19 protein-coding genes and 1 tRNA gene are annotated in these 20083 nt (G+C 57.3%); 18 read left to right on the forward strand and 2 right to left on the reverse strand.

The features are described from left to right. From VHE12_10685 to VHE12_10720, 8 genes are all read left to right on the forward strand, one after another. Positions 1–1587, forward strand: a 1587-nt coding sequence (locus VHE12_10685) for a hypothetical protein (GenBank protein ID HVZ81242.1), incomplete at its 5' end; no start/stop codon positions are given. Positions 1588–1635: 48 nt separating this feature from the next. Then, a complete protein-coding gene (locus tag VHE12_10690) occupies positions 1636–2202 on the forward strand; it encodes a hypothetical protein (GenBank protein ID HVZ81243.1) in 567 nt (188 codons plus the stop codon). Between the two features lie 19 nt (positions 2203–2221). Further along, positions 2222–2827 carry a hypothetical protein gene (locus VHE12_10695; protein HVZ81244.1) on the forward strand — a complete coding sequence of 202 codons (606 nt, stop codon included), beginning with the start codon at positions 2222–2224 and terminating at the stop codon, positions 2825–2827. A 2-nt stretch (positions 2828–2829) separates the two neighbouring features. Continuing rightward, a complete protein-coding gene (locus tag VHE12_10700; protein HVZ81245.1) occupies positions 2830–3396 on the forward strand; it encodes a YceI family protein in 567 nt (188 codons plus the stop codon). Positions 3397–3421: 25 nt separating this feature from the next. Further along, complete coding sequence (locus VHE12_10705; protein HVZ81246.1) at positions 3422–4249, forward strand: ferritin-like domain-containing protein; 828 nt, start codon at positions 3422–3424, stop codon at positions 4247–4249. A gap of 54 nt (positions 4250–4303) precedes the next feature. Then, a complete protein-coding gene (locus tag VHE12_10710) occupies positions 4304–4852 on the forward strand; it encodes an RNA-binding protein (protein ID HVZ81247.1) in 549 nt (182 codons plus the stop codon). 54 nt (positions 4853–4906) lie between these two features. Next, positions 4907–6559 (forward strand): ribonuclease J, encoded by a 1653-nt coding sequence (locus VHE12_10715; protein ID HVZ81248.1) that lies wholly within the window; start codon positions 4907–4909, stop codon positions 6557–6559. 194 nt (positions 6560–6753) lie between these two features. Beyond that, positions 6754–8013, forward strand: coding sequence for an EAL domain-containing protein (locus VHE12_10720; GenBank protein HVZ81249.1), 1260 nt, complete (start codon positions 6754–6756; stop codon positions 8011–8013). 11 nt (positions 8014–8024) lie between these two features. Here VHE12_10720 and trxB read toward each other — a convergent pair whose 3' ends face one another. Together trxB and glpD are read right to left on the reverse strand one after the other, a co-directional pair. Continuing rightward, positions 8025–8951: a thioredoxin-disulfide reductase gene (gene trxB / locus VHE12_10725; GenBank protein HVZ81250.1), complete on the reverse strand. Its 927-nt coding sequence runs from the start codon at positions 8949–8951 to the stop codon at positions 8025–8027. Between the two features lie 85 nt (positions 8952–9036). Beyond that, on the reverse strand, positions 9037–10614 hold the full coding sequence (gene glpD / locus VHE12_10730; protein ID HVZ81251.1) for a glycerol-3-phosphate dehydrogenase: 1578 nt from the start codon (positions 10612–10614) through the stop codon (positions 9037–9039). Positions 10615–10881: 267 nt separating this feature from the next. Between glpD and VHE12_10735 the strand changes: the two genes are divergently transcribed. The 10 genes from VHE12_10735 to VHE12_10780 all read left to right on the forward strand — a co-directional run bounded on the left by VHE12_10735 (position 10882) and on the right by VHE12_10780 (position 20080). After that, positions 10882–10966: transfer RNA gene (locus VHE12_10735), tRNA-Leu, on the forward strand. Positions 10967–11009: 43 nt separating this feature from the next. Further along, complete coding sequence (gene tig, locus VHE12_10740) at positions 11010–12293, forward strand: trigger factor (GenBank protein ID HVZ81252.1); 1284 nt, start codon at positions 11010–11012, stop codon at positions 12291–12293. 19 nt (positions 12294–12312) lie between these two features. After that, on the forward strand, positions 12313–12912 hold the full coding sequence (gene clpP, locus VHE12_10745) for an ATP-dependent Clp endopeptidase proteolytic subunit ClpP (GenBank protein HVZ81253.1): 600 nt from the start codon (positions 12313–12315) through the stop codon (positions 12910–12912). A gap of 9 nt (positions 12913–12921) precedes the next feature. Next, positions 12922–14193: an ATP-dependent Clp protease ATP-binding subunit ClpX gene (gene clpX, locus VHE12_10750; GenBank protein ID HVZ81254.1), complete on the forward strand. Its 1272-nt coding sequence runs from the start codon at positions 12922–12924 to the stop codon at positions 14191–14193. A 64-nt stretch (positions 14194–14257) separates the two neighbouring features. Continuing rightward, positions 14258–15043, forward strand: a complete 786-nt coding sequence (locus VHE12_10755) for an alpha/beta hydrolase (GenBank protein ID HVZ81255.1) — start codon at positions 14258–14260, stop codon at positions 15041–15043. 182 nt (positions 15044–15225) lie between these two features. Further along, positions 15226–16380, forward strand: coding sequence for an alanine--glyoxylate aminotransferase family protein (locus tag VHE12_10760; protein ID HVZ81256.1), 1155 nt, complete (start codon positions 15226–15228; stop codon positions 16378–16380). Positions 16381–16400: 20 nt separating this feature from the next. Next, a complete protein-coding gene (serA, locus tag VHE12_10765; GenBank protein ID HVZ81257.1) occupies positions 16401–17984 on the forward strand; it encodes a phosphoglycerate dehydrogenase in 1584 nt (527 codons plus the stop codon). A gap of 130 nt (positions 17985–18114) precedes the next feature. Further along, positions 18115–18690: a hypothetical protein gene (locus tag VHE12_10770; protein HVZ81258.1), complete on the forward strand. Its 576-nt coding sequence runs from the start codon at positions 18115–18117 to the stop codon at positions 18688–18690. Between the two features lie 25 nt (positions 18691–18715). Then, positions 18716–19684 carry a hypothetical protein gene (locus VHE12_10775; protein ID HVZ81259.1) on the forward strand — a complete coding sequence of 323 codons (969 nt, stop codon included), beginning with the start codon at positions 18716–18718 and terminating at the stop codon, positions 19682–19684. A gap of 27 nt (positions 19685–19711) precedes the next feature. Then, positions 19712–20080 carry a PilZ domain-containing protein gene (locus VHE12_10780; protein ID HVZ81260.1) on the forward strand — a complete coding sequence of 123 codons (369 nt, stop codon included), beginning with the start codon at positions 19712–19714 and terminating at the stop codon, positions 20078–20080. Positions 20081–20083 lie beyond the last annotated feature (3 nt).

Below are 20083 nucleotides of genomic sequence, written 5' to 3' on the forward strand. Positions count from 1 at the left end.
ACCAACACCAAGACCCCGACCAATACGCCGACGGTGACCTTCACCTTTACGCCCACCAACACCCCGACCAACACCTTCACGGCTACCGATACCTTCACCTTCACCAACACCCGCACACCTACCAATACCCCGACCGCGACCAATACCCGGACTCCCACCGCCACTCCGACGGATACCTTTACCCCGACCTCCACCCGGACCCCGACCCCTAGCCCGACCGCGACCCATAGTCCCACCCCGACCTTCACTTGGACGGCGACCTGGACAGCTACGGCGACTTGGACCGGAACCGACACCCCCACTTGGACCCCGGTCCCGGGCGTGACCATTTCCAAACGTGTCTCGGAAACTTCGGCAAGCTCGGACGACTTGCTGACCTACAGCTTGGTGTTGAACGTGACCCAATCCCAAGCCTGGGCCGTGACCGTTGTGGACCGATTGCCCGCCCACGAGACCTTCTTTGGTTTCCTCCTGACGCCCTTTGGCGGGACGGCCTCGAGTTCGGGGAGCGACCTCCAATGGACCTTCCCGGCCCTCCCGGTCGGTCCCGTCACGATCACTTACCAGGCCAAGATCGCGCCCCTCCTGCCGGGCGGAACGATCCTGACGAACAACGCCGAACTGACCTACTCAGGGGGACCTGGTCCCCAAAAGGCTTCGGTGGACGTGGTCATCGCATCCAACTTCCAGGTCAAGGTCTCCGTTTATAACGAGGCGGGGGAATTGGTAAAAGAGGTGTGGGTCAATGAGCTTTCCCAACAGATCAAGGATTTCGACGTTTCCAATGCGGCCATCACGACGCTCGGAGGCCAGACCTATGTGGAAGTGGCGGGGCAGACCTTGACCGCCTGGGACGCGACGAACCAGAAGGGGGATCCGGTCGTCAATGGCATCTACCACCTGCAAGTCTCCAGTACGGACCAATACGGGGTCGTGACCAATGTGTCCCAATTGGTCACGGTGAGCCGTGGGATCGCGAAGATCCAGGTGAACGTCTATAACGAAGCGGGGGAAGTGATCCGACACCTCTATGCCCTGGTGGATGACCCGGGGAATGCGCCCCTTGGGAACGTCCTATTGTCCGGGAGTTTGCTGGCACCCGAACCGGGGACGCCGACCGCGGGCGGGAATGCCAGCGTGACCCTGACCTTGAACGGGACCCAACTGGTTTGGGACGGAAGGGGCGACTCGGGAGCCATGGTGACCAATGGGGCTTACCAGATCGAGGTCCATTGGATCGATGGAAGCGGCGGGGAGGAAGTGGTCTCGAAGACGGTCGTGGTCCAAAGGGGTGGGCATTCCTTGGCGGACGGGGTGGTCCGGGCGGCGCCGAACGTCCTCGTGGGCGGGACGGAGCAAACCACTGTCCTGGTCGATTCAACGGTGGCCTATACCTTGACCATCCGGCTCTACGACATCGCCGGGGAATTGGTGAAGGCGCCGGTGACGGGGACACCGGGCTCGAAACAAGCCCCTGTGGATGCTTCCGGCCTGGCCAGCGGTATTTATTACGCCGCCGTGGATCTGGTGGATCCCCAAGGCCGGATGGTCCAAAAGCAGGTCGTTCCTATCCTGGTCCGGCACTGATTTTAGCTTGTTGGATTGCCGATCCGCCCTTTGGTATCCTTTAGGGGTATGCACCGATCCTTCCGAGCTTTCCTCGTCCTTTTCCTGGGAGTTCTTTCCGGACCAAGGGCACAAACAGCGACCCCAACGGCCAGTCCTTCGCCGATCGTCCTGAAACCCATCCTGATGCGGGCCGACCCCCTGTTGGGTGTTCTTTATTCACGGGATGGTGAGGACCTTTATACCCGCGAACAGTTCAAGACCCTGATCGACCCATTGCGCGACCATGAGGCCGATCGCCTGATCCAGGCTGAGGGGAATGCGGCGGGAATGGGGGAGATCTTCCATTGGATCGGGATAGCCGCGGTCGTGACCGGGGTGGTGGGAGTCCTTAGGACCACCGGGGACCAACGGGACATCTTTTGGGGTGTGGGTGCCGGAGGGGTTTTTTCTTTCAGTCTGGGGAACATCTTTGCCGCGGACGCTAAGGCCGATCGTTTCAACGCGGTCCAGCGTTACAATCGATTTGCCCATGGTGAAGAGGAGATCCTTCCCAAGCCCGCAGAGGACGAAAAGACCCTTTTGAACATGGACTCTTTAACGATGCCAGCAACACCAACGCCCGCGTCAAAATAGGATGTCCTGGAGGAAAATAATGGACAAGCTCTCGATCCTGGTCGTTCTTTGGACCATGTTCCTGGGGCCTACCTTGTGGGCGGACGATCCCAATTTGGACCTGCATCTTTATGCCAAAGCCCCGGAAAGCTCCGAGCTGTCCGTGGACGACCTTGGTTTTTCGAAGGAGGAGACCCAGGCCGATCCCCAGTTCCAAAAGGACCTGGAAACCCGTTCGGATATGCTCCGCATCCACCAAACCTTGGGGTTGATCACTGCGATCCCCATGACGGCCCAGATGATCCTTGGACTCACCACGGCATCGGATGTCGAGCGTGGAAGTTCGGACACCACCCTCCACACCACTTTGGGGCTCGCCACCGTTGCGCTCTACGGGACCACCGCGATGTTCGAGATCCTGGCCCCCAAGCCAAAGGGTTTGAAACCCACAGGGAATACGGAGGTCCATGAGGCCTTGTCCTGGATCCATTTGCCCTTGATGATCCTGGCCCCTTTGGTGGGGGACATGGTCAATGACCGTATCGCGAACCATCAACCCATCGGTAGCCTGGGAGAGGTCCATGGTGTGATGGCGACCACCCTCTGGGCTTCCTATATGACCTCCTTGACCGTCATGACCTTTTGATCATGAAAGGGATCCCGGCTTTCCTGGCCCTGGCCATCCTCCTTCCGGCTTTGGCGGCCCCGGCGGAACCGAAAGTCCTTTGGAAACTTGAGAAATCCCAGGTTTCCTATGTGGTTACACACCCTTTACATGTGGTCCATGGAAAAACTGCATCGGCCCGTGGAAAAGGTGTATCCTATGGCGGCCATGGGGAGTTCCTGGTGGCGGTCCCCGTCAAAAGTTTCGATTCGGGGGACGAGAACAGGGACCTGCATATGTTGGAAGTCACCCGGGCCGGGGACCATCCCTTGATCGAGGTCCGGATCCGGTTGAAAAAGTTGGACATTTCCCTTCATCCCAACGTCCTTCTGGCCGACCTATCGGTCAAGTTCGCGGGTCGTACCGTGGAATACCCGGGGGTCCGTTTGGAAACGAAGGAATGGACATCCCAAAGTGTCCGAGTGATCGGCCGACTTTCCCTGAGCTTGAAGGCTTATGGGATCAAACCACCCAGCTTATTGACCATGCCTGTCGAGGATGAAGTCCCGGTCCAGATCGATATGGTGTGGGCGAAGAGCGTAGCTCAATAAACCAAAGAGAAGAGGTCAAGCCTTTATGCCACAAGTCATGGAAGCCCCCGTTGTCCAATCCGAGGAACCGAAGTCGGACATCCTGGAAAAGCCCAACGCCAAGACCTGGGATGGACTATCGCGGATGGCCTTTGCGGCCAATTGGGACCCGGAAACGGCGATCAATTGGAACCAGCCCATCGAATTGGGAGCCATCAAGGAAGGATGGATCAATATCCTTCATTATTTTTACGAGGGCGAATGGCAAGGGCTGGAGATCATCCAGCGGCTCATGAACAAGGCCGCCCATATGTTCCGGATCAACGAGATGGTCACCTATTATTCCACTCAATGCGCGGATGAGGCCAAGCACCTCTTTGTGTTCAAGAAATATCTCCACCGCTTGAACTCCCCTCCGGCCAAGCAAAAGGCCTTCGACTGGATCGTGTTCTTGTCGACCTCGGGACCGGTCAAGGTCGAACGCTGGATCCTGGCCACCTACTTCACCGAGACCCTGGCGGGCGCCATTTTCCAAAAGACCTTGGAACTCGATACCATCGATCCCATCGGCAAGGAAATGGTCCGTCTGCAATTAAAGGATGAATCCCGCCATATTGCCGGGACCAAGATGGGCGTCCAGACCTTGATGGACCATTCCGGAACCCTCAAGACCTTCTTCCTCAAGATCTGGTGGAAGGCCTTCGTCCGATTGGCAGTCTATGAGGTGCGGAACCTCAAGAAGTATGGGGACCAAGTCGGCATGGACCCCGAATATATCCTCCAAAGGTCTTTCGCCAAGATGGCCGAGATGGAGGAGTTCAAAGCCAAATATCTGTCGAACGATTTTTGCCAGGTCTTCCTCAAGAAGGCCTGAACGTTCGGCTTCTTCCCGGGCCCTTTCCTGGGTCCGGGACCCTAAAGGGACAAGATGGGCCATAAGATCTATGTCGGCAGCCTTCCCTTCGAGACCACCGAAAGCCAATTGAGCGAGCTTTTCACCGCTTGTGGGCGGGTGGAGAACGCCAAGATCATCGTGGATCGCGCCACCGGTCGGTCCCGGGGGTTCGGCTTCGTGGAGATGGCCACCGCCCTTGAGGCGGAAGCGGCCATCCAGAAGTTCAACGGGAGCAACTTGGGAAGCCGGACCATCGTGGTGAAGGAAGCCCGGCCCATGGAGGACCGGCGTCCCCCGTCCAAGGGCAACAACGGGGGCAACGGAGGAGGCTTCAAACCGCGTCCCGCCCGGCCCAACGATCATTGGAGCAATGGCGGCGGTGGTGGCGGGAACCGTTGGGGAGGTGTCCAAGGGAGTGGGCGTGAATTGGGAGGCCGGAGCGAACACCGTAACGACCGTCAGGACCGACGGGATAACCGTTTCAAACGGGACCAGGGTGGGTGGAACGACGGTGGTTATAGGAAGAAGGGGCCTTCGGGGCGTGGGGGCCAGGACCTCGACGATAATTTCGGGAACCGCTGATCAAGGCCGCGCCCAAAGAAACCTTTAAAAACAGAACTTTCAAAGAAAGCGAAAATGGGAAAATTATCCTTCATCCCCTTGGGAGGCCTTGGGGAAATCGGCAAGAACATGGCGTTGTTGGATTACGATGGAGAAGCGGTGATGATCGATGCGGGGCTGATGTTCCCGGACGATCTGCATCCAGGTGTTGATTACATCATTCCGGATTTCAATTTCCTTGCGGAGAAACCGGGATGGCTCAAGGCCATCCTCCTCACTCATGGCCATGAGGATCATATCGGGGCGGTCCCTTATCTTCTCCAAAAGCTGAACGTTCCCATTTACGGCACCAAGTTGACCCTGGGTTTTGTGAAGGGGAAGTTGTCCGAGTTCAAGCTCAAGGAGGCGCCGACCTTCGTGGAAGTGGATCCGAAGGTGCCTTTCCAGGTCGGTCCTTTCGGCATCGAGTTCATCCGCGTGACCCACAGTATCGTGGACGCCTGCGGCATCGCCTTCACCACCCCGGCGGGGGTGGTCGTCCATACGGGGGATTTCAAGATCGATCCGACCCCGATCGACGGGATCCCCATCGATCTGAACCGATTCGCCGACTATGGATCGAAGGGTGTTCTGGCCCTCTTTTCCGACTCGACCAACGTGGAACGGGAAGGCTACACCTTGTCGGAACGGGTCGTGGGCGAGGAATTCGACCGCATCTTCCCGAAGGCCAAGGGGCGCATCATCGTGGCCTGTTTCGCCAGCAATATCCACCGCGTCCAACAGGCCATCGATTCGGCCAAGAAGATCGGCCGGAAGGTCTGCATCATGGGCCGCAGCATGATCCGGAACACCAACGTGGCACGGGAACTCGGTTTCATGAACGTCCCTTCCAACATGTTGATATCCCCGGAGAACCTCAAAGGTGTGGATCCCAAGCAGATCGTCGTCGTGACCACCGGAAGCCAAGGGGAGCCCATGAGCAGTGTCGCCAAAATGGCCATGGGGGATCACAAATTCATGGCCATCCAACCGGATGATATGGTCCTTTTATCGGCTCGGACCATCCCGGGCAACGAACGGGCCATTTCCAATATCATCAACCTCCTTTACCGCCGAGGGGCCGAGGTCCTCTATGAGTCGGTCTCCGAGATCCATGTTTCAGGGCACGCTTGCCGGGAAGAACAGAAACTGATGGTCTCCCTGGTGAAACCCAAGTATTTCATCCCGGTGCATGGCGAATACCGCCATTTGGTCCTACATGCCCGGCTCGCCGAGTCGGTGGGGGTGGATCCCCATAACACCATTGTTCTGGAGAATGGGGAAAGGTTGATCTTCGAGGAGGCGGATGTCCGCATCGAGAAGGAATTCTCCGGTGGAACCATCCTGGTGGATGGGAAGAGCATGGAGGATGTGGGAGAAGTGGTGCTCCGGGACCGACTTCACTTGTCCCAGGACGGCGTGGTGGTGGCCTTGATCACGGTCGATCCCGCCAAGGGCAAGATCGTGGGAGGCCCGGACCTGGTCACCCGTGGGTTCTCGGAGAGCCTTTCGGATGAGCTGATGAACGAGGCCAAAGAGCTGATCCGCCACCGGCTGGAGTCGGAGGTCCGGGACAAGGTGACCGATTGGTCCACGGTGAAGGAGACCATGCGGAAATCGCTGCAAAAATTCTTTTCCCAAAAATCCAATCGTCGGCCCGTGGTCCTGCCCGTCGTGATGGAGATCTGATCCCGGCCCAGCCCGCCTGATGGGCCGTTCTTTGTTAGGCCGTTGTTTCTTTTCATTCGCGAACGTTTTTGTCCACTTCCTCCATAAGTGTTTTTCAACAAGGGCTCGGGACTGCGCAATCCCAATGAATCCATCGATCCTATTGGCACGATAATTGGTTCTATTGGGGCGATGTCGTCCTCAAGGAGGGGAGGGTGGCGAGTTCCTTTGAGCTGGACGAGGTGCTGGCCGGGGAAACCCTGGGAGTGGAGTTCCAACCGATCCTTTCGGTCCGAAAAAAAGTGGTCGTCGGTTACGAAGGGTTGATCCGCGGGATCCATCCCAAGGAGGGCAGCCTCATTCCACCGGTGGATCTTTTCCATGAGGCCTACCGGAGCCACAAGACCCTGGAATTGGACAGGCTCTGCCGCCGGAAGGTCATGGAAGGATTCCTGGGGGAATCCAAGACCGCGCCACGGGACCGTTTCCTTTCCTTGAATTTCGAGTCTTCCGTCCTGGACCAGGGCGTGGTCGGATCGCGCAAACTGATCGACCAGGTCACGGCCATCGGCTTGGATCCCCAGCAGGTCGCTTTGGAGATCATCGAGTCCAAGGTCCAGGAGACGGCGGACCTGAAAAAGTTCATCCAAGCCCACCGCAGTTATGGATTCTTGATCGCGCTGGACGATGTAGGCGCGGGCCATTCCAACCTGAACCGCATCGCCCTCCTGAAGCCCGACATCCTGAAGATCGATCGCTATCTGGTCCATGGTATCCAGGAAGATTTCCACAAACAGCAGGTCTTCCGGGCCCTGATCACGTTGGCCCATAAGACCGGCTCCTTGATCCTGGCCGAAGGGATCGAGACCCAGGAGGAAGCACTTTACTTGATGGAGGCGGGCGTGGACCTGGTCCAAGGCTATCATTTCGCCCGGCCCGCACCTTTGATCGGCCAGGACGAGTCGGGTCCCCGCGAACGGATGGAGTTCGTCTCGGCCCGCTATAAAGAAAAAATACTCCAGGACCACAATGTCAAGAGATTCAATCTGAGGAAGTACGAGTTGATGACGCGAGAGATCCAAATGGAGCTTTCCAAAAATCCGGCCCATTTGTTCGACCAAGTTCTATCCCAAATGGTCCATTATTTCCCGCTCGTGGAATGTCTCTATGTGATCGATGAAAAGGGCATCCAGGTGACCGAGACGGTCTTCGGGACATTGGAAGAAAAGCCCAAGAACCGTCTTTTGTTCCAGCCTTCGCCCGTTGGAACGGACCATACCATGAAGGATTATTTTTTCATGCTAGTGGACGGAGGTTTGAAGAAGGCCACGTTCATCAGTGAACCCTATCTGTCGATGGTCACTGGAAGGACCAGCATGACCTTTGCCCGGATCTTCAAGAACGCGGAGGAGGGAATGTTCATCCTTTGCGTGGATATCGATACCCAGTATTTGAAACAGATCTCGTTGGGGTGATGGCCGGGAAGTTACTTTCCCTGTTCGGAAAGCCACCGTTCGGCTTCAATGGCTGCCATGCAACCCATGCCCGCGGCCGAGATGGCCTGGCGGTAGTAGTGGTCGGCGACGTCCCCGGCGGCGAAGACGCCTTCGATGTTGGTGATGGTCTTGGGCGGATGGGGAAGCTTCAGATAACCCACCTCGTCCATGTCCAATTGCCCCTTGAAGATGGCGGTGTTGGGAGTGTGGCCGATGGCGAAAAAGAGCCCGGTCACGGGCATCTGTTTTTCCTCGCCGGTCTTCACATTCTTGGTCTTGATGGCTTCAAGGACCTTATCCCCGACCAACTCGGTAATAACGGTATTAGTGGCCCATTGGATCTTGGGATTGGCCTTGGCCCGTTCCAACATGATCTTGGAAGCCCGGAACTCCTCCCGTCGGTGGATGATGGTGACGGTCTTTCCGAACTTGGTCAGGAAATTGGCCTCTTCCATCGCCGAATCCCCGCCGCCCACCACCGCGATCTCCTGGTTCTTGAAGAAAAAACCGTCGCAAGTGGCGCATGCCGATACGCCGCGGCCGATGAATTCCAGTTCCCGGGGAACGCCTCCGTATTTGGCCGATGCGCCGGTGGCGATGATGATGGATTCCGCCTCGATGAGCTCGGTCTCGTCCACCCAGAGCTTGAAGGGGCGCTTGGAAAGGTCGACCTTGGTGACAAAGCCGGTCTTATAGCGTGTCCCAAAGCGGGCCGCCTGCTGTTTCATGTTCTCCATCAGCTGGGGGCCTTGGATCCCTTCGGGGAAACCGGGGAAATTCTCGACCTCCGTGGTGGTGGTCAATTGGCCACCCGGCTGGGGGCCGTCGATCAAAAGGGGATTGAGGTTGGCCCGGGACGTATAAAGCGCGGCCGTATAGCCGGCGGGGCCGGAACCGATGATGATGACTTTTTCCATGGGAGTCCTCCGAAGTTCTGTGAGGCGCTGTATGCTAACCTAGGAATTTGAGGGAAAACAAGCAAGGGATGGCCCTGAAGGGCCTTTAAAGCTTGGGCGCAGGGAACAACTTTTTCCGGTAGTCCTCAAGTTCGTTCTTTTTTGTCACCTCATTCCAGCCAAGTTCCCGGGCCATCAGATCCGAGGCCTTCCGGGAAGCGGTCCCCCAACGATACGGACCGTAACCCAGTTCGGTCCGACGAAGCATCACATCCTCCAGGTGCCTGGCCTTTTCATTCCGGACGGCAAAGATGACCTGGGCGGCGATCTCGGGTCTTTCGGGGGCCAAACGCCCGAGAAGCGTTGGTTCTTTTTGGACCAATAGCAGGACCTCTTCAGCGCGCTTCCCATAGAGCGAAGCCAAGTGGCGTGCCTGTGCCCCATCGATCCCGAATTCTTTGGGCCAATCCCGGATGGCCTTTTGGAGGAACAAGTCCCAGGGTTCCTGGGGAGAGCCTGGGAGTTTCTCGGGGGCAGGCTTTTTTTTCTTCCCAAGGGAACCAAGGACCTCCGATAGAACCTTTCCGGCCATGGCATAATAGGTGGTCAGTTTTCCCCCGACCACGGTGATGACCCGCCCGGTTTTCAGGATCCTGTCTTCGCGCGAAACAGAAGAAGCCTGGCCGTCGCCGGAATGGGCCAAAGGCCTTAACCCGGCGAAAGCGGACAGGACCGAGTCCTTCTTCCAGGAACGTCCTGGGAAAACCCGTCCGGCTTCTGTTAAAAGGTATTGGATCTCCTCTTCGGTCGGTTGAACATGATCCGGGTCATGGGGATCGTCCAAGTCGGTGGTCCCCACCAAACTGTAACCGCGCCATGGGATGACGAAGAGGACCCGGTCATCCTGCTGGGATTTGATGAGGACCGCCCGGTCGGTCAGGACTTGGGGAACGACGATATGGGTCCCCCGGGTGGGGCGTACGAGGTTTCGGGCGTTCGGAACGATCATTTTTTGGGTTTGGTTGGCCCAAGGGCCGGAAGCATTCACCAAGTGGGAGGTGCGGACCTCGAAAGTGGCTCCGGCTTCCAGGTTCCTCACTTCCAGGAGGATCCCATGGGTGTTCTCGGTGATCCTTTCCACTTGGTGACGGCTTAAGCATTGGGCCCCGGCTTTTTCGGCCTGAAGGATGTTCTCCAGGACCAACCGGGCGTCGTTGACCTGGGCGTCGAAATAAAGCCCGCATCCCTTCAAGCCTTTCGGATCCAGGTCCGGGGCTTCTTGAAGGGCTTCGGCGGGTGTGAACCATTGATGGCTTGCCCACTTGGTGCTGCCAGCCAGAAGGTCGTAGAGCCAAAGTCCCGCACGCAGCTTCCAGGGGGGCAGTCCATCCTTTTCATAGCATGGCAACAGGAAAGGCATGGAATGGACCAGATGGGGTGCCAGGTCCATCAAGCGTTTGCGTTCGTGGAGGGCCTCGAAAACGAGGGGGAAGCGGAATTGCTCCAGGTAACGGATGCCGCCATGGATGAGCTTGGTCGATTTGCTGGAAGTACCGGAGGCGAAGTCGTCCTTCTCCAGGAGTATGACCGATAGACCCGCTTGGGCGGCCTGGGCGGCGATCCCGGCCCCATTGATGCCGCCCCCGAGGATGGCGAGGTCAAAGACTTGGTTGGGAAGCGCCATGGGCATTGACTGGATCCTGTGCTGGAAATGGATTAGGCCATAGTTTTCCAGGCCATTATCGGGCTTGGCTAGGGTGGAATTAGCCTTTTAAAGGGTTTCGCGGGGCATCTAAATTGACCTTATTTGTAGCCCCCTTTAATATGGTGGCAGATGGGGTGGTTTTAGGGTTTTTTGTAGGCCCAAAATAGCCATTGGGCCTATTTTTTTGCCCTATTGGGTTTTGCCCCTCCTTTATTACGCGGCGACATTGTCGCCGCTCGTTTGATTGCGAGGGTGGCGAAATTGGCAGACGCACCAGACTTAGGATCTGGCGGGGTAACCCGTGGGGGTTCAACTCCCCCCCCTCGCACCAATCCTCTCTAAAAATAATTCTTCTGAATGCTTAAGGAGCCATCGTGAAAGTCAACGTCAAGGACGTCTCGGGCTGCGCCAAAGAACTCGAGGTCGAGTTGCCGGCCGAGACCGTTCAAACCAAGGTGGATTCTATCTATGGCCGTATCTCAAAAGAGGCCAAGATGCCGGGGTTCCGCAAAGGGAAAGCCCCCTTGAGCGAGCTCAAGAAACAGTACAAGTCGGCGGTCCGGGAAGAGATGGTCCATCATGAATTGCCCGAGATCTTCCGGACCATCCTGGTCGATAAGAAGATCGAACCGGTCGCCCAGCCCCAGATCACCCACCTCCAGTTCGAGGAAGGGGCGGCGTTGAAGTTCGTCGCCACCGTCGAGATCAAACCCGACTTCAAGCTCAAGGATTACAAGGGACTCAAACTCAAGAAGGAAAGCACCGCCGTCACCGAGGAAGAAGTGGATAAGGCCCTGGAAGGTCTTCGCGAGCAGTTGGCCCAGTTCGTGCCCATCGAGGACCGAGCGTCCAAGACCGATGACCTGGTCGTGGTCGATTTCGAGGGAAAGATCGACGGGAAATCCTTTGAGGGCGGCAAGGCCAACCATTACCCGGTCCTTTTGGGTTCTCAAGGCCTTTTGAAGGATTTCGAGGACAACCTGATCGGCGTGAAAAAGGGGGAGACCAAGACCTTCAAAGTCTCCTTTCCGAAGGATTATGGGAAGCCGGATGTGGCCGGGAAAACGGCGGACTTCACCATTGCCCTCCATGAGATCAAGGAGAAGAAACTGCCGGTGGTGGACAATGAATTCGCCAAGGACATGGGCAAGGCGGAGACCGTCAAGGAATTGCGGGAAAAGCTCGAGGCCCAGTTGAAAGCCGGCAAAGAAGCGGCCCAGCGTTCAAAACTGGTCGAGCAGATCGGGGAGATCCTGATTAAGGATACACCATTCGATATCCCGCACTCGCTGGTGTTGATGGAACAACAGCGGCTGGTCCAGCAAGGGGTGGAGCGTCTTCGCGGCCAGGGGATCGACGCCGGCAAGTTGCCCGATGAACAGAAGAAAAAACTGGTCGACGACCTGAAGCCGATCGCACAGAAGAACGTCCATATGGCCTTGATCGTGGAACGGATCACCGCCGCCGAGAAGATCGAGGCCCAGGAGGCCGATTTGGACGCCTATTACGCCAAGATCGCCCAGGGTGCCAACCAGCCGGCCGATGTGGTCAAGCGTTACCTGCAACAACAGGGGAATATCGAGGGGATAAAAGATTGGATCCGCTACGAGAAGACCCTGGATTTTTTGATCGCCCAGTCCAAGATTACGAATGCCTGAAAATAACTAGGAGGCGGCCATGGCTTTGATTCCGATCGTCGTCGAGCAGACCAACCGCGGGGAAAGGTCCTATGACATCTATTCCCGTCTTTTGAAGGACCGCATCGTCATTTTGGGGACCCCCATCAATGACGACGTGGCCAACACCATCATCGCCCAGCTCCTTTTCCTGGAGTCCGAGGACCCGGACAAGGACATCAATATCTACGTGAACAGCCCAGGCGGTGTGGTCACCTCGGGTTTGGCCATCTATGACACCATTCAGTTCATGAAGGCGCCGGTCTCCACCATTTGCGTGGGCCAGGCCGCCAGTATGGGGGCGGTCCTTTTGGCCGCCGGGGCCAAGGGCAAGCGCTACGCCTTGCCCAATTCGCGCATCATGATCCACCAACCCTCGGGCGGCGCCCAGGGCCAGGCCACGGACATCGAGATCCAGGCCAAGGAGATCCTCAAGATGCGGGAGAATCTGAACAAGATCCTCGCGCATCACACGGGTAAGCCGATTGAGAAAGTGGCTGAGGATGTGGAACGGGATTACTTCCTGTCGGCCCAAGAGGCCAAGGATTACGGTCTGGTGGACGAGATCCTGACCAAGCGGCCGGACATCAAGAAGAAATAAGGGGTTTCCATGGCGGGCGAGCGGGATAAAAATTCGTTTCTTCGGTGCTCCTTCTGCGGAAAAACGCAAGAGGAGGTGAAGAAGCTCGTGGCGGGTCCAACGGTCTATATCTGCAACGAGTGCATCGCCCTTTGTAATGACATCCTTAAGGAAGAGGACAAAGGCGATGCCAAAAGTGGTGGGACAGTCCCCAAGGGAAAGCTGGTTGTTCCCAAGCCCGCCGAGATCAAGGACATCCTCGATGAGTATGTGATCGGCCAGGAACGTTCGAAGCGTATCCTGTCGGTCGCGGTCCACAACCATTACAAACGCCTGGTGGTGAAGACGGGCCCCGAGGATGTGGAGCTCCAGAAGAGCAACGTTCTTTTGATAGGACCTACGGGGGTCGGGAAAACGCTTTTGGCCCAGACCCTGGCCCGCATCCTGGACGTTCCTTTCGCCGTGGCGGACGCCACGACCTTGACCGAGGCCGGCTATGTGGGTGAGGACGTGGAGAACATCATCCTCAAGCTCCTCCAGAACGCCGAGTTCGACGTCTCACGTGCGGAGCGGGGCATCATCTATATCGACGAGATCGACAAGATCAGCCGCAAGTCCGAGAACCCCAGCATCACCCGGGACGTTTCCGGGGAAGGCGTCCAACAGGCTCTCTTGAAGATCATTGAGGGGACCGAGGTCAACGTGCCGCCCCAGGGCGGGCGGAAACATCCGCATCAGGAATACATCAAGGTCAATTCCAGCAACATCCTTTTCATCTGCGGCGGGGCCTTCGTAGGGCTGGAGAAGATCGTCGAGAACCGCCTGGGGCGCCGCAGCATCGGTTTCAAGGGCGAAGCCATCACCCGACAAGAGAAGAAACTGGGCGAATTGTTCGAACAGGTCCAGCCGGAGGACCTGATCAAGTTCGGCCTGATCCCCGAATTCATCGGACGGTTGCCTGTTTTCGCGGCCCTACATGAGTTGGACGAGGCGGCTCTCGTGCGGGTCCTGACCGAGCCTAAGAACGCCCTGACCAAACAATACCAGCGTTATTTCGACATCGAAGGCGTCCGGTTGAAGTTCACCCCGGAGGCGCTCCACGCGGTATCCCAAGAGGCCATCAAGCGCCAGTCGGGCGCCCGGGGCCTACGCGCCATCCTGGAATCGGTCATGATGGACCTCATGTTCGAGATCCCTTCCCGCAAGGACATCAAGGAAGTGGTCATCACCGAGGGGGTCATCCTCAAGAAAGAGGAGCCCATCCTGGTCTATCAAAAGGGCCGGGGCGAGAATACGGCTTAGGGAAGTCCGTAGCTTGTCGTCCAGCGCCCACCTTCATGACTTCAGTCCCGGTTCCGGCAGACCTTTGATTTTCCTGGCCCATGCCAACGGGTTCCCACCCGAGACCTATGCACCGGTATTAGAGCCTCTTCGGCAACACTTTCATGTGATCGCTTTCCGCGCCCGTCCCTTTTGGGAGGACACTCCCGCGACCTGGTTGAAGCGTTGGTCCCAAATGGCCGATGACCTTTTGGAAGGACTCGTGGAACTTGGGGACCGCCCGGTCGTTGGCTTGGGGCATAGTTTGGGCGGGGTCCTGATGCTTTACGCGGCCGTCCGCTGTCCTGAACTTTTTTCCCGCCTTGTCCTGATCGATCCCACCATGCTGGCGCCCAAACTCCTTTGGGAGGTCCGGTTCTTACGGCTCTTCGGTTTGGAAGCGCGTCCTCAGTTGGTGAAAGGGGCCTTCCGGCGCAGGACCCATTGGGCAGGGAAGGAAGAGGCTTATCGATATTTCAGGGAACGCCCACTGTTCAAGGCTTGGCCCGACGGTACGGTCCGTGCCTATTCGGAGCATATGACGGGTCCGGCCCCGCAGGGCGGGATGCGATTGATCTATCCCCCCGAGTGGGAAGCCAGGATCTACCAGACCATCCCGACCGATGTTTGGGCCTTCGCGGCCCGGATCCCCTGCCCGACGCTGGTCATCCGGGGAGAGGATTCCACCACTTTTACCGGGGATAGCGAAAAGACGTTCCGAAAGGTCCTTCCTTCCGCCCAATTCAGGGTCATTCCAGGAGCGGGGCACCTCGTGGCCCAAGAGAAGCCGCTCGAGGTGGGGACCGCCATCCTTGATTTCTTGATGGAGTGATCCGCGGAGGCCGTTTTGCTAACTTTGTGAAACATTTCACAAAGTCCCTTGACTCCGATCCTGGAAAATCTATACTTGGCCTACTTTGTGAAATCTTTCACAAGGAAAGGGCCTTTAAAGGCCTGTTTTACCCTTAAATTCAGGCCTACGCCCCCCCGACCCTCGCCTCCAAGAGGTTCCTTATGCGCAAGAAATACATCATGGCCCCAGGGCCTACCCCTATCCCGGCTGAGGTCTTGGCCGAAGCCAGCATGATGATCCCGCACCACCGGACCCCCCAATTCCAGGCCATCTTTAAGGCGGCCCACGAGGGCCTCCAGATGATCTTTAGGACCAAGCAGCCGGTCATGACCTTTGCCTCGGTCGGGACCGGGGTCATGGAATCGGCTGTGGCCAACCTGACCTCGCCTGGGGAAAAGGTGTTGGTGGCTGCCGCGGGCCACTTCGGTAACCGTTGGAAGGACATCTGCGCTGTTTATGGGGTTTCCAGTGAGCATTACGAGGCCGAGTGGGGCAAGGCGGTGGATCCCGAAGAGGTCCGCAAACGCCTCAAGGCCAATCCCGAGATCAAGCTGGTCTATACCACCCTGAACGAGACCTCGACCGGGGTCGTCAACGACATAGAGGCCCTGACCAAGGTCGCCCATGAGGCAGGGGCCTTGATCGTGGTCGACGCCATTTCGGGGTTGGGGGCCATGCCCTGCGAAACGGACGCCTGGGGCATCGATCTGGTGCTTTCGGGTTCACAAAAAGGGTTCATGATCCCTCCTGGGTTGGGTTTCGTTTGCGCGGGTCCCAAGGCGGTCGAGAAGAGCAAGATGGCCAAAAATCCCCGCTATTACTTCAGTTATGAAAAGGCCATCAAAAAACTAGTGGAAGAAAAAATGCCGGACACTCCCTTCACCCCTGCTATTTCCCTCATCATTCAACTGAAAAAGGCCCTGGAATTGATGAAAGAAGAGGGGATGGAGAACGTCTGGAAAAGGCATGCGGGCCTGGCCAAAGCCACCCGGGCGGGTGTGGAAGCCTTGGGCCTCCAGATATTCGCCCCGACGGCCCCCTCCAACGCCTTGACCGCCGTGGTCTCGCCCGAGGGTATCGATAGCGGTCTCATCAACAAGACCTTCCGGGACACCTATGGCATCAGCATCGCCGGCGGCCAGGCCAAGGTGAAGGGCAAGATCTTCCGCTTGGGGCATCTGGGTTACGTGGATGGCTCCGATGTGATCTTAGGGGTGGGCATCCTGGAAATGGTGCTCCATAAGGTGGGCAAAAAGGTGCCCCTGGGCGCGGGCGTCAAAGCGGCCGAAGAGATCCTGCTGGCCGAGAACCTATAAAACCGGACGAGGTGAATCCCATGTTCAAGATCCTGATCACGGACAAGCTTTCCGAACTCGGCATGGAGGTCTTCCATAAAGAGAAGGAGATGAAGACCGAGGAGCATATCGGGAAGACCCCCGAAGACCTGAAGAAGATCCTTCCCGAGTTCGACGCTTGGGTCATCCGCAGCGGCACCACCGTCACCGCCGACATGATCCAAGCCGCCACCAAGATGAAGATCATCGGGCGAGCGGGCGTGGGTGTGGACAATGTGGACCTGGAAGCGGCCACCAAACGCGGGATCATCGTGATGAACACGCCGGACGGGAACACCATCTCGACCTCCGAGCACACCATCGCCATGCTCATGGCCATGGCCCGGCGCATCCCGCAGGCCCAGCAATCGTTGAAAGAGAAGAAGTGGGAGCGCAGCAAGTTCATCGGGACCGAGCTCAACGAGAAGGTCCTGGGGGTCATCGGGATCGGCCGCATCGGCACCAATGTGGCCCGAAAGGCCATCGGCCTGGGCATGCGAATCATCGCTTTCGATCCTTACGTGGACCCGGCCAAGAACAAGGGGCATGAGTTCGAGATCGTGACCCTGGACGACATCATCAAGCGTTCGGATTTCATCACCGTTCATACGCCGCTCACCAAGGAAACCAAAGGGTTGATCGGAGCCAAGCAGATTGAGGCCATGAAGGATGGTGTCCGGCTGATCAACTGCGCCCGGGGCGGCATCATCGATGAAACGGCCCTTTATGAGGCCCTGAAAAGCGGCAAGGTGGCCGGGGCCGCTTTGGACGTTTTTGAAAAAGAACCTCCCTTCGACAGTCCGCTGCTGACCTTGGACAATGTGGTCTGTGTGCCCCATTTGGGCGCCGCGACCCAGGAGGCCCAGGTCAACGTCGCGGTGGTCGTGGCCGAACAGATCGTGGAGGCCTTGAAGGGAGGTCGGGTCAAGGCCGCGGTGAACATGCCCTCCCTGGACCCCAAGGTCCTGGAAGAACTCAAACCCTACCTGAGCCTGGTGGAAAAGATCGGTACTTTCCAAGCCCAATTGGCCGAATCCTTCATCAAGGAGATCAAGGTGGAATATAGCGGGGAAGTGTCGAAGTTCGACACCCGCCCCCTTACCTTGAGCCTGGTCAAGGGGATCCTCCAACGGGGCATGAGCGAATCGGTCAACTACGTGAACGCCCTTTTCATCGCCAAAGAACGGGGTTATGAGATCGCCGAGACCGTCAACACGGGGGTCCAGGATTACTCATCCCTCATCCGGGTCACGGTCAAGAACGAGAAGGGGACCCATAGCATTGCCGGGACCGTGTTCGGCAAGAAGGAGTTCCGGATCGTCAGTCTTGATGGAAACACCACCGATTTCACACCGGAAGGGAACATGATCTGGATGGTCCATGACGATCGTCCTGGCATTGTGGGTCGCCTAGGGACGATCCTGGGCAGCAACAATGTGAACATCGCGGGGCTTTATGTCGGGCGCCAGGCGGTGGGCGGGACCGCCATCGCCATGGTCAATGTGGACAATGAAGTTCCCGAGCATGTCATGGCGGAATTGCGGGGCATCTCCCACATTAAGGACCTGAAATTCGTTCGTTTTTGAACCACGTATGTTCTCTTAATGGGTGACACTAAACGCTATATCCGGAAAAGCGTTTGGTGTCACACGATGATGCAAACATCCGTGGACCCTTTCCTTGACAGCCCCATAGGCGAAGGATAAGTTAGTGCCCATGAAATACCGTTCCTTCCTGGTCTTGGTTTCTTTCGCTTTGGCCGGATTCCTTCAAGCGGCTCCGAGTTTTTGGGATGTTCCTAATGCTACTCCGACCCCGATCCCGACCCCCGAGATCCAAAATTGGGGTCAGATCACCGAATACAATACGCCCCAACCCACGCCGACCCCCGTGATGGCGCCCCAAGTCGAAGCTCCCACCCCGACACCCACCCCTTTGCCCGGGCTTTCGCCGAAAGACCCGACCGTGGCGGCCTTGTTCTCGGTGGTGCTCCCTGGATCAGGGCATGTTTACGCCGGGGACCCGCTCAAAGGGATCGCCTTCGCGGCCCTTTTTGGGGTGGGTCTATGGCAGACATTGGATAACCTTCAATTGGTCCACAATGGTTCCGGGGATCTGGTGGCCAAGGACGAGACCGCCGGCAACCTTTTTGGCCTCGCTACTTTAGCGGCCTATGGATTTGGCATCCAAGATGCCATGAATACCGCTTCCGATTACAACAAGCAGAACCATTTGACGGTCTCCCTGGGTCTTGAACCTTATCCGAACGCTGTTTTGGCTTACCGCTTCTAGGGCGGACGGAGCGATCGTGGCGGTTTTGAGGAACTTGTTCCTGTTCATCGTCCTGGTCCTTTTCATTCCGCGCCAGTCTTTCGCTCTCCAATTGGACCCTTATCCCGTTCTTGACTTCACGCGCGATCCTTTTTCGATCGCCTTGTTCCGCGAGGAGCGCCCAAGCTTCTATTGGGTCAACATCGGTGTTCCCGACTTGTTCTTTAACGGTGTGAAACAAACCGGTGGTTCCCCGGGGCCTGTCAGCTACTCCATACAAAGCATCCAATACGGGGTCCGGGTCCAGGGGTGGGCCGACGAGCGTCTCCAAGGTCGTTTGACCATCCCGTTCGAGGCGAACGCCTTGGTGGATGCGGTGGGAAATACCCAGAACTTGGCCAAGCTGGGGGACGTCGAGGTCGGGGCGAGCTACTTGCTGATAGGGCAGAGGGTGAGTGGAGGTTTTTTCGGTTTGGATGGCTGGGTAAGGCTGCCGACCGGGACGAATCCGTTCGCGATGGCTTTCCCGCTCCTATCCACCGGTAAAGGAGCCGGTTCGGCGGCTTTCGGTCTGGTGGCCGGGGAAGAACTCGATGGATTTTCCTTTTTTCAAAGTATACACTATGAAAAATCGGAAGATTTGATGTTGGATCCATCCAACCCCCTTTTTGGAGGGGGTGTTTTCCATTGGCCGGACAACCTTTTCGCCGAATTCCGTGGTGAGTGGGCCGTCTTTCACCGGGCCCAAAGAGCCGTAAGTCTTTACTATCAACTCCAGATGAGGGCCAGTGGGGAGATGCTTTTCGACCGATCCCCGGTCCCTTATGGTTTGACGGGGCAAAGCGGGATCACGGATTGGCTTTTTTTCTCGAAGGCGGGTTTAGTGATCAAGGTCGACAAGGATTTTTCGGCGGATGGAAGCCTGGCTTTTTTCCCTGAGGAATTCTTGACCCCGGTTTATCGACCGGATGCGGGATGGGTCTTTTCGCTTTCCATTGCTTTCAGGCCCTTATAATGATCCGGTCTATTCGGAGGGAAACGAATGCCTGAAGCCAACATGTATGTTGAAAAAAGGGTCCACCCCCGTGTTTCGGTCAAGATCCCGGTGAAGTTCAGGGTCATCGAGGACCAAAAAGAGATCGAGACCGTCTTTGAACGCCGTAAAAAGGAACAGACCACCCAGACCATGGACGTGAGCCTGGGGGGTCTTTACATCGTCGCGGACCAACTTCTGAACGTGGGCAGCATCCTCCGTCTTGATATTTCGGTGCCCGAAAAGAGCAGGCTTGTCTCCGCTTTTGCGGAAGTGGTTTGGTCGAACGAGACGGGTGGAGGTCTTCACTTCTTGGCCATGAAGGAAGAAGATGTCGAGTTCCTGAAGGGGTACTTGGCCAAGTCCACCGGACCATAATCT

It is taken from the genome of bacterium (assembly GCA_035549195.1).
Classification (GTDB): Bacteria; Oederibacteriota; Muellerivitia; order Muellerivitales; family Muellerivitaceae; genus DASZRK01.

Coding starts and splice junctions, on each gene's coding strand:
- VHE12_10690 (HVZ81243.1), top strand. CDS start 1,636: ATGCACCGATCCTTCCGAGCTTTCCTCGTCCTTTTCCTGGGAGTTCTT.
- VHE12_10695 (HVZ81244.1), top strand. CDS start 2,222: ATGGACAAGCTCTCGATCCTGGTCGTTCTTTGGACCATGTTCCTGGGG.
- VHE12_10700 (HVZ81245.1), top strand. CDS start 2,830: ATGAAAGGGATCCCGGCTTTCCTGGCCCTGGCCATCCTCCTTCCGGCT.
- VHE12_10705 (HVZ81246.1), top strand. CDS start 3,422: ATGCCACAAGTCATGGAAGCCCCCGTTGTCCAATCCGAGGAACCGAAG.
- VHE12_10710 (HVZ81247.1), top strand. CDS start 4,304: ATGGGCCATAAGATCTATGTCGGCAGCCTTCCCTTCGAGACCACCGAA.
- VHE12_10715 (HVZ81248.1), top strand. CDS start 4,907: ATGGGAAAATTATCCTTCATCCCCTTGGGAGGCCTTGGGGAAATCGGC.
- trxB (HVZ81250.1), bottom strand. CDS start 8,951: ATGGAAAAAGTCATCATCATCGGTTCCGGCCCCGCCGGCTATACGGCC.
- glpD (HVZ81251.1), bottom strand. CDS start 10,614: ATGGCGCTTCCCAACCAAGTCTTTGACCTCGCCATCCTCGGGGGCGGC.
- clpP (HVZ81253.1), top strand. CDS start 12,313: ATGGCTTTGATTCCGATCGTCGTCGAGCAGACCAACCGCGGGGAAAGG.
- clpX (HVZ81254.1), top strand. CDS start 12,922: ATGGCGGGCGAGCGGGATAAAAATTCGTTTCTTCGGTGCTCCTTCTGC.
- VHE12_10760 (HVZ81256.1), top strand. CDS start 15,226: ATGCGCAAGAAATACATCATGGCCCCAGGGCCTACCCCTATCCCGGCT.
- serA (HVZ81257.1), top strand. CDS start 16,401: ATGTTCAAGATCCTGATCACGGACAAGCTTTCCGAACTCGGCATGGAG.
- VHE12_10770 (HVZ81258.1), top strand. CDS start 18,115: ATGAAATACCGTTCCTTCCTGGTCTTGGTTTCTTTCGCTTTGGCCGGA.
- VHE12_10780 (HVZ81260.1), top strand. CDS start 19,712: ATGCCTGAAGCCAACATGTATGTTGAAAAAAGGGTCCACCCCCGTGTT.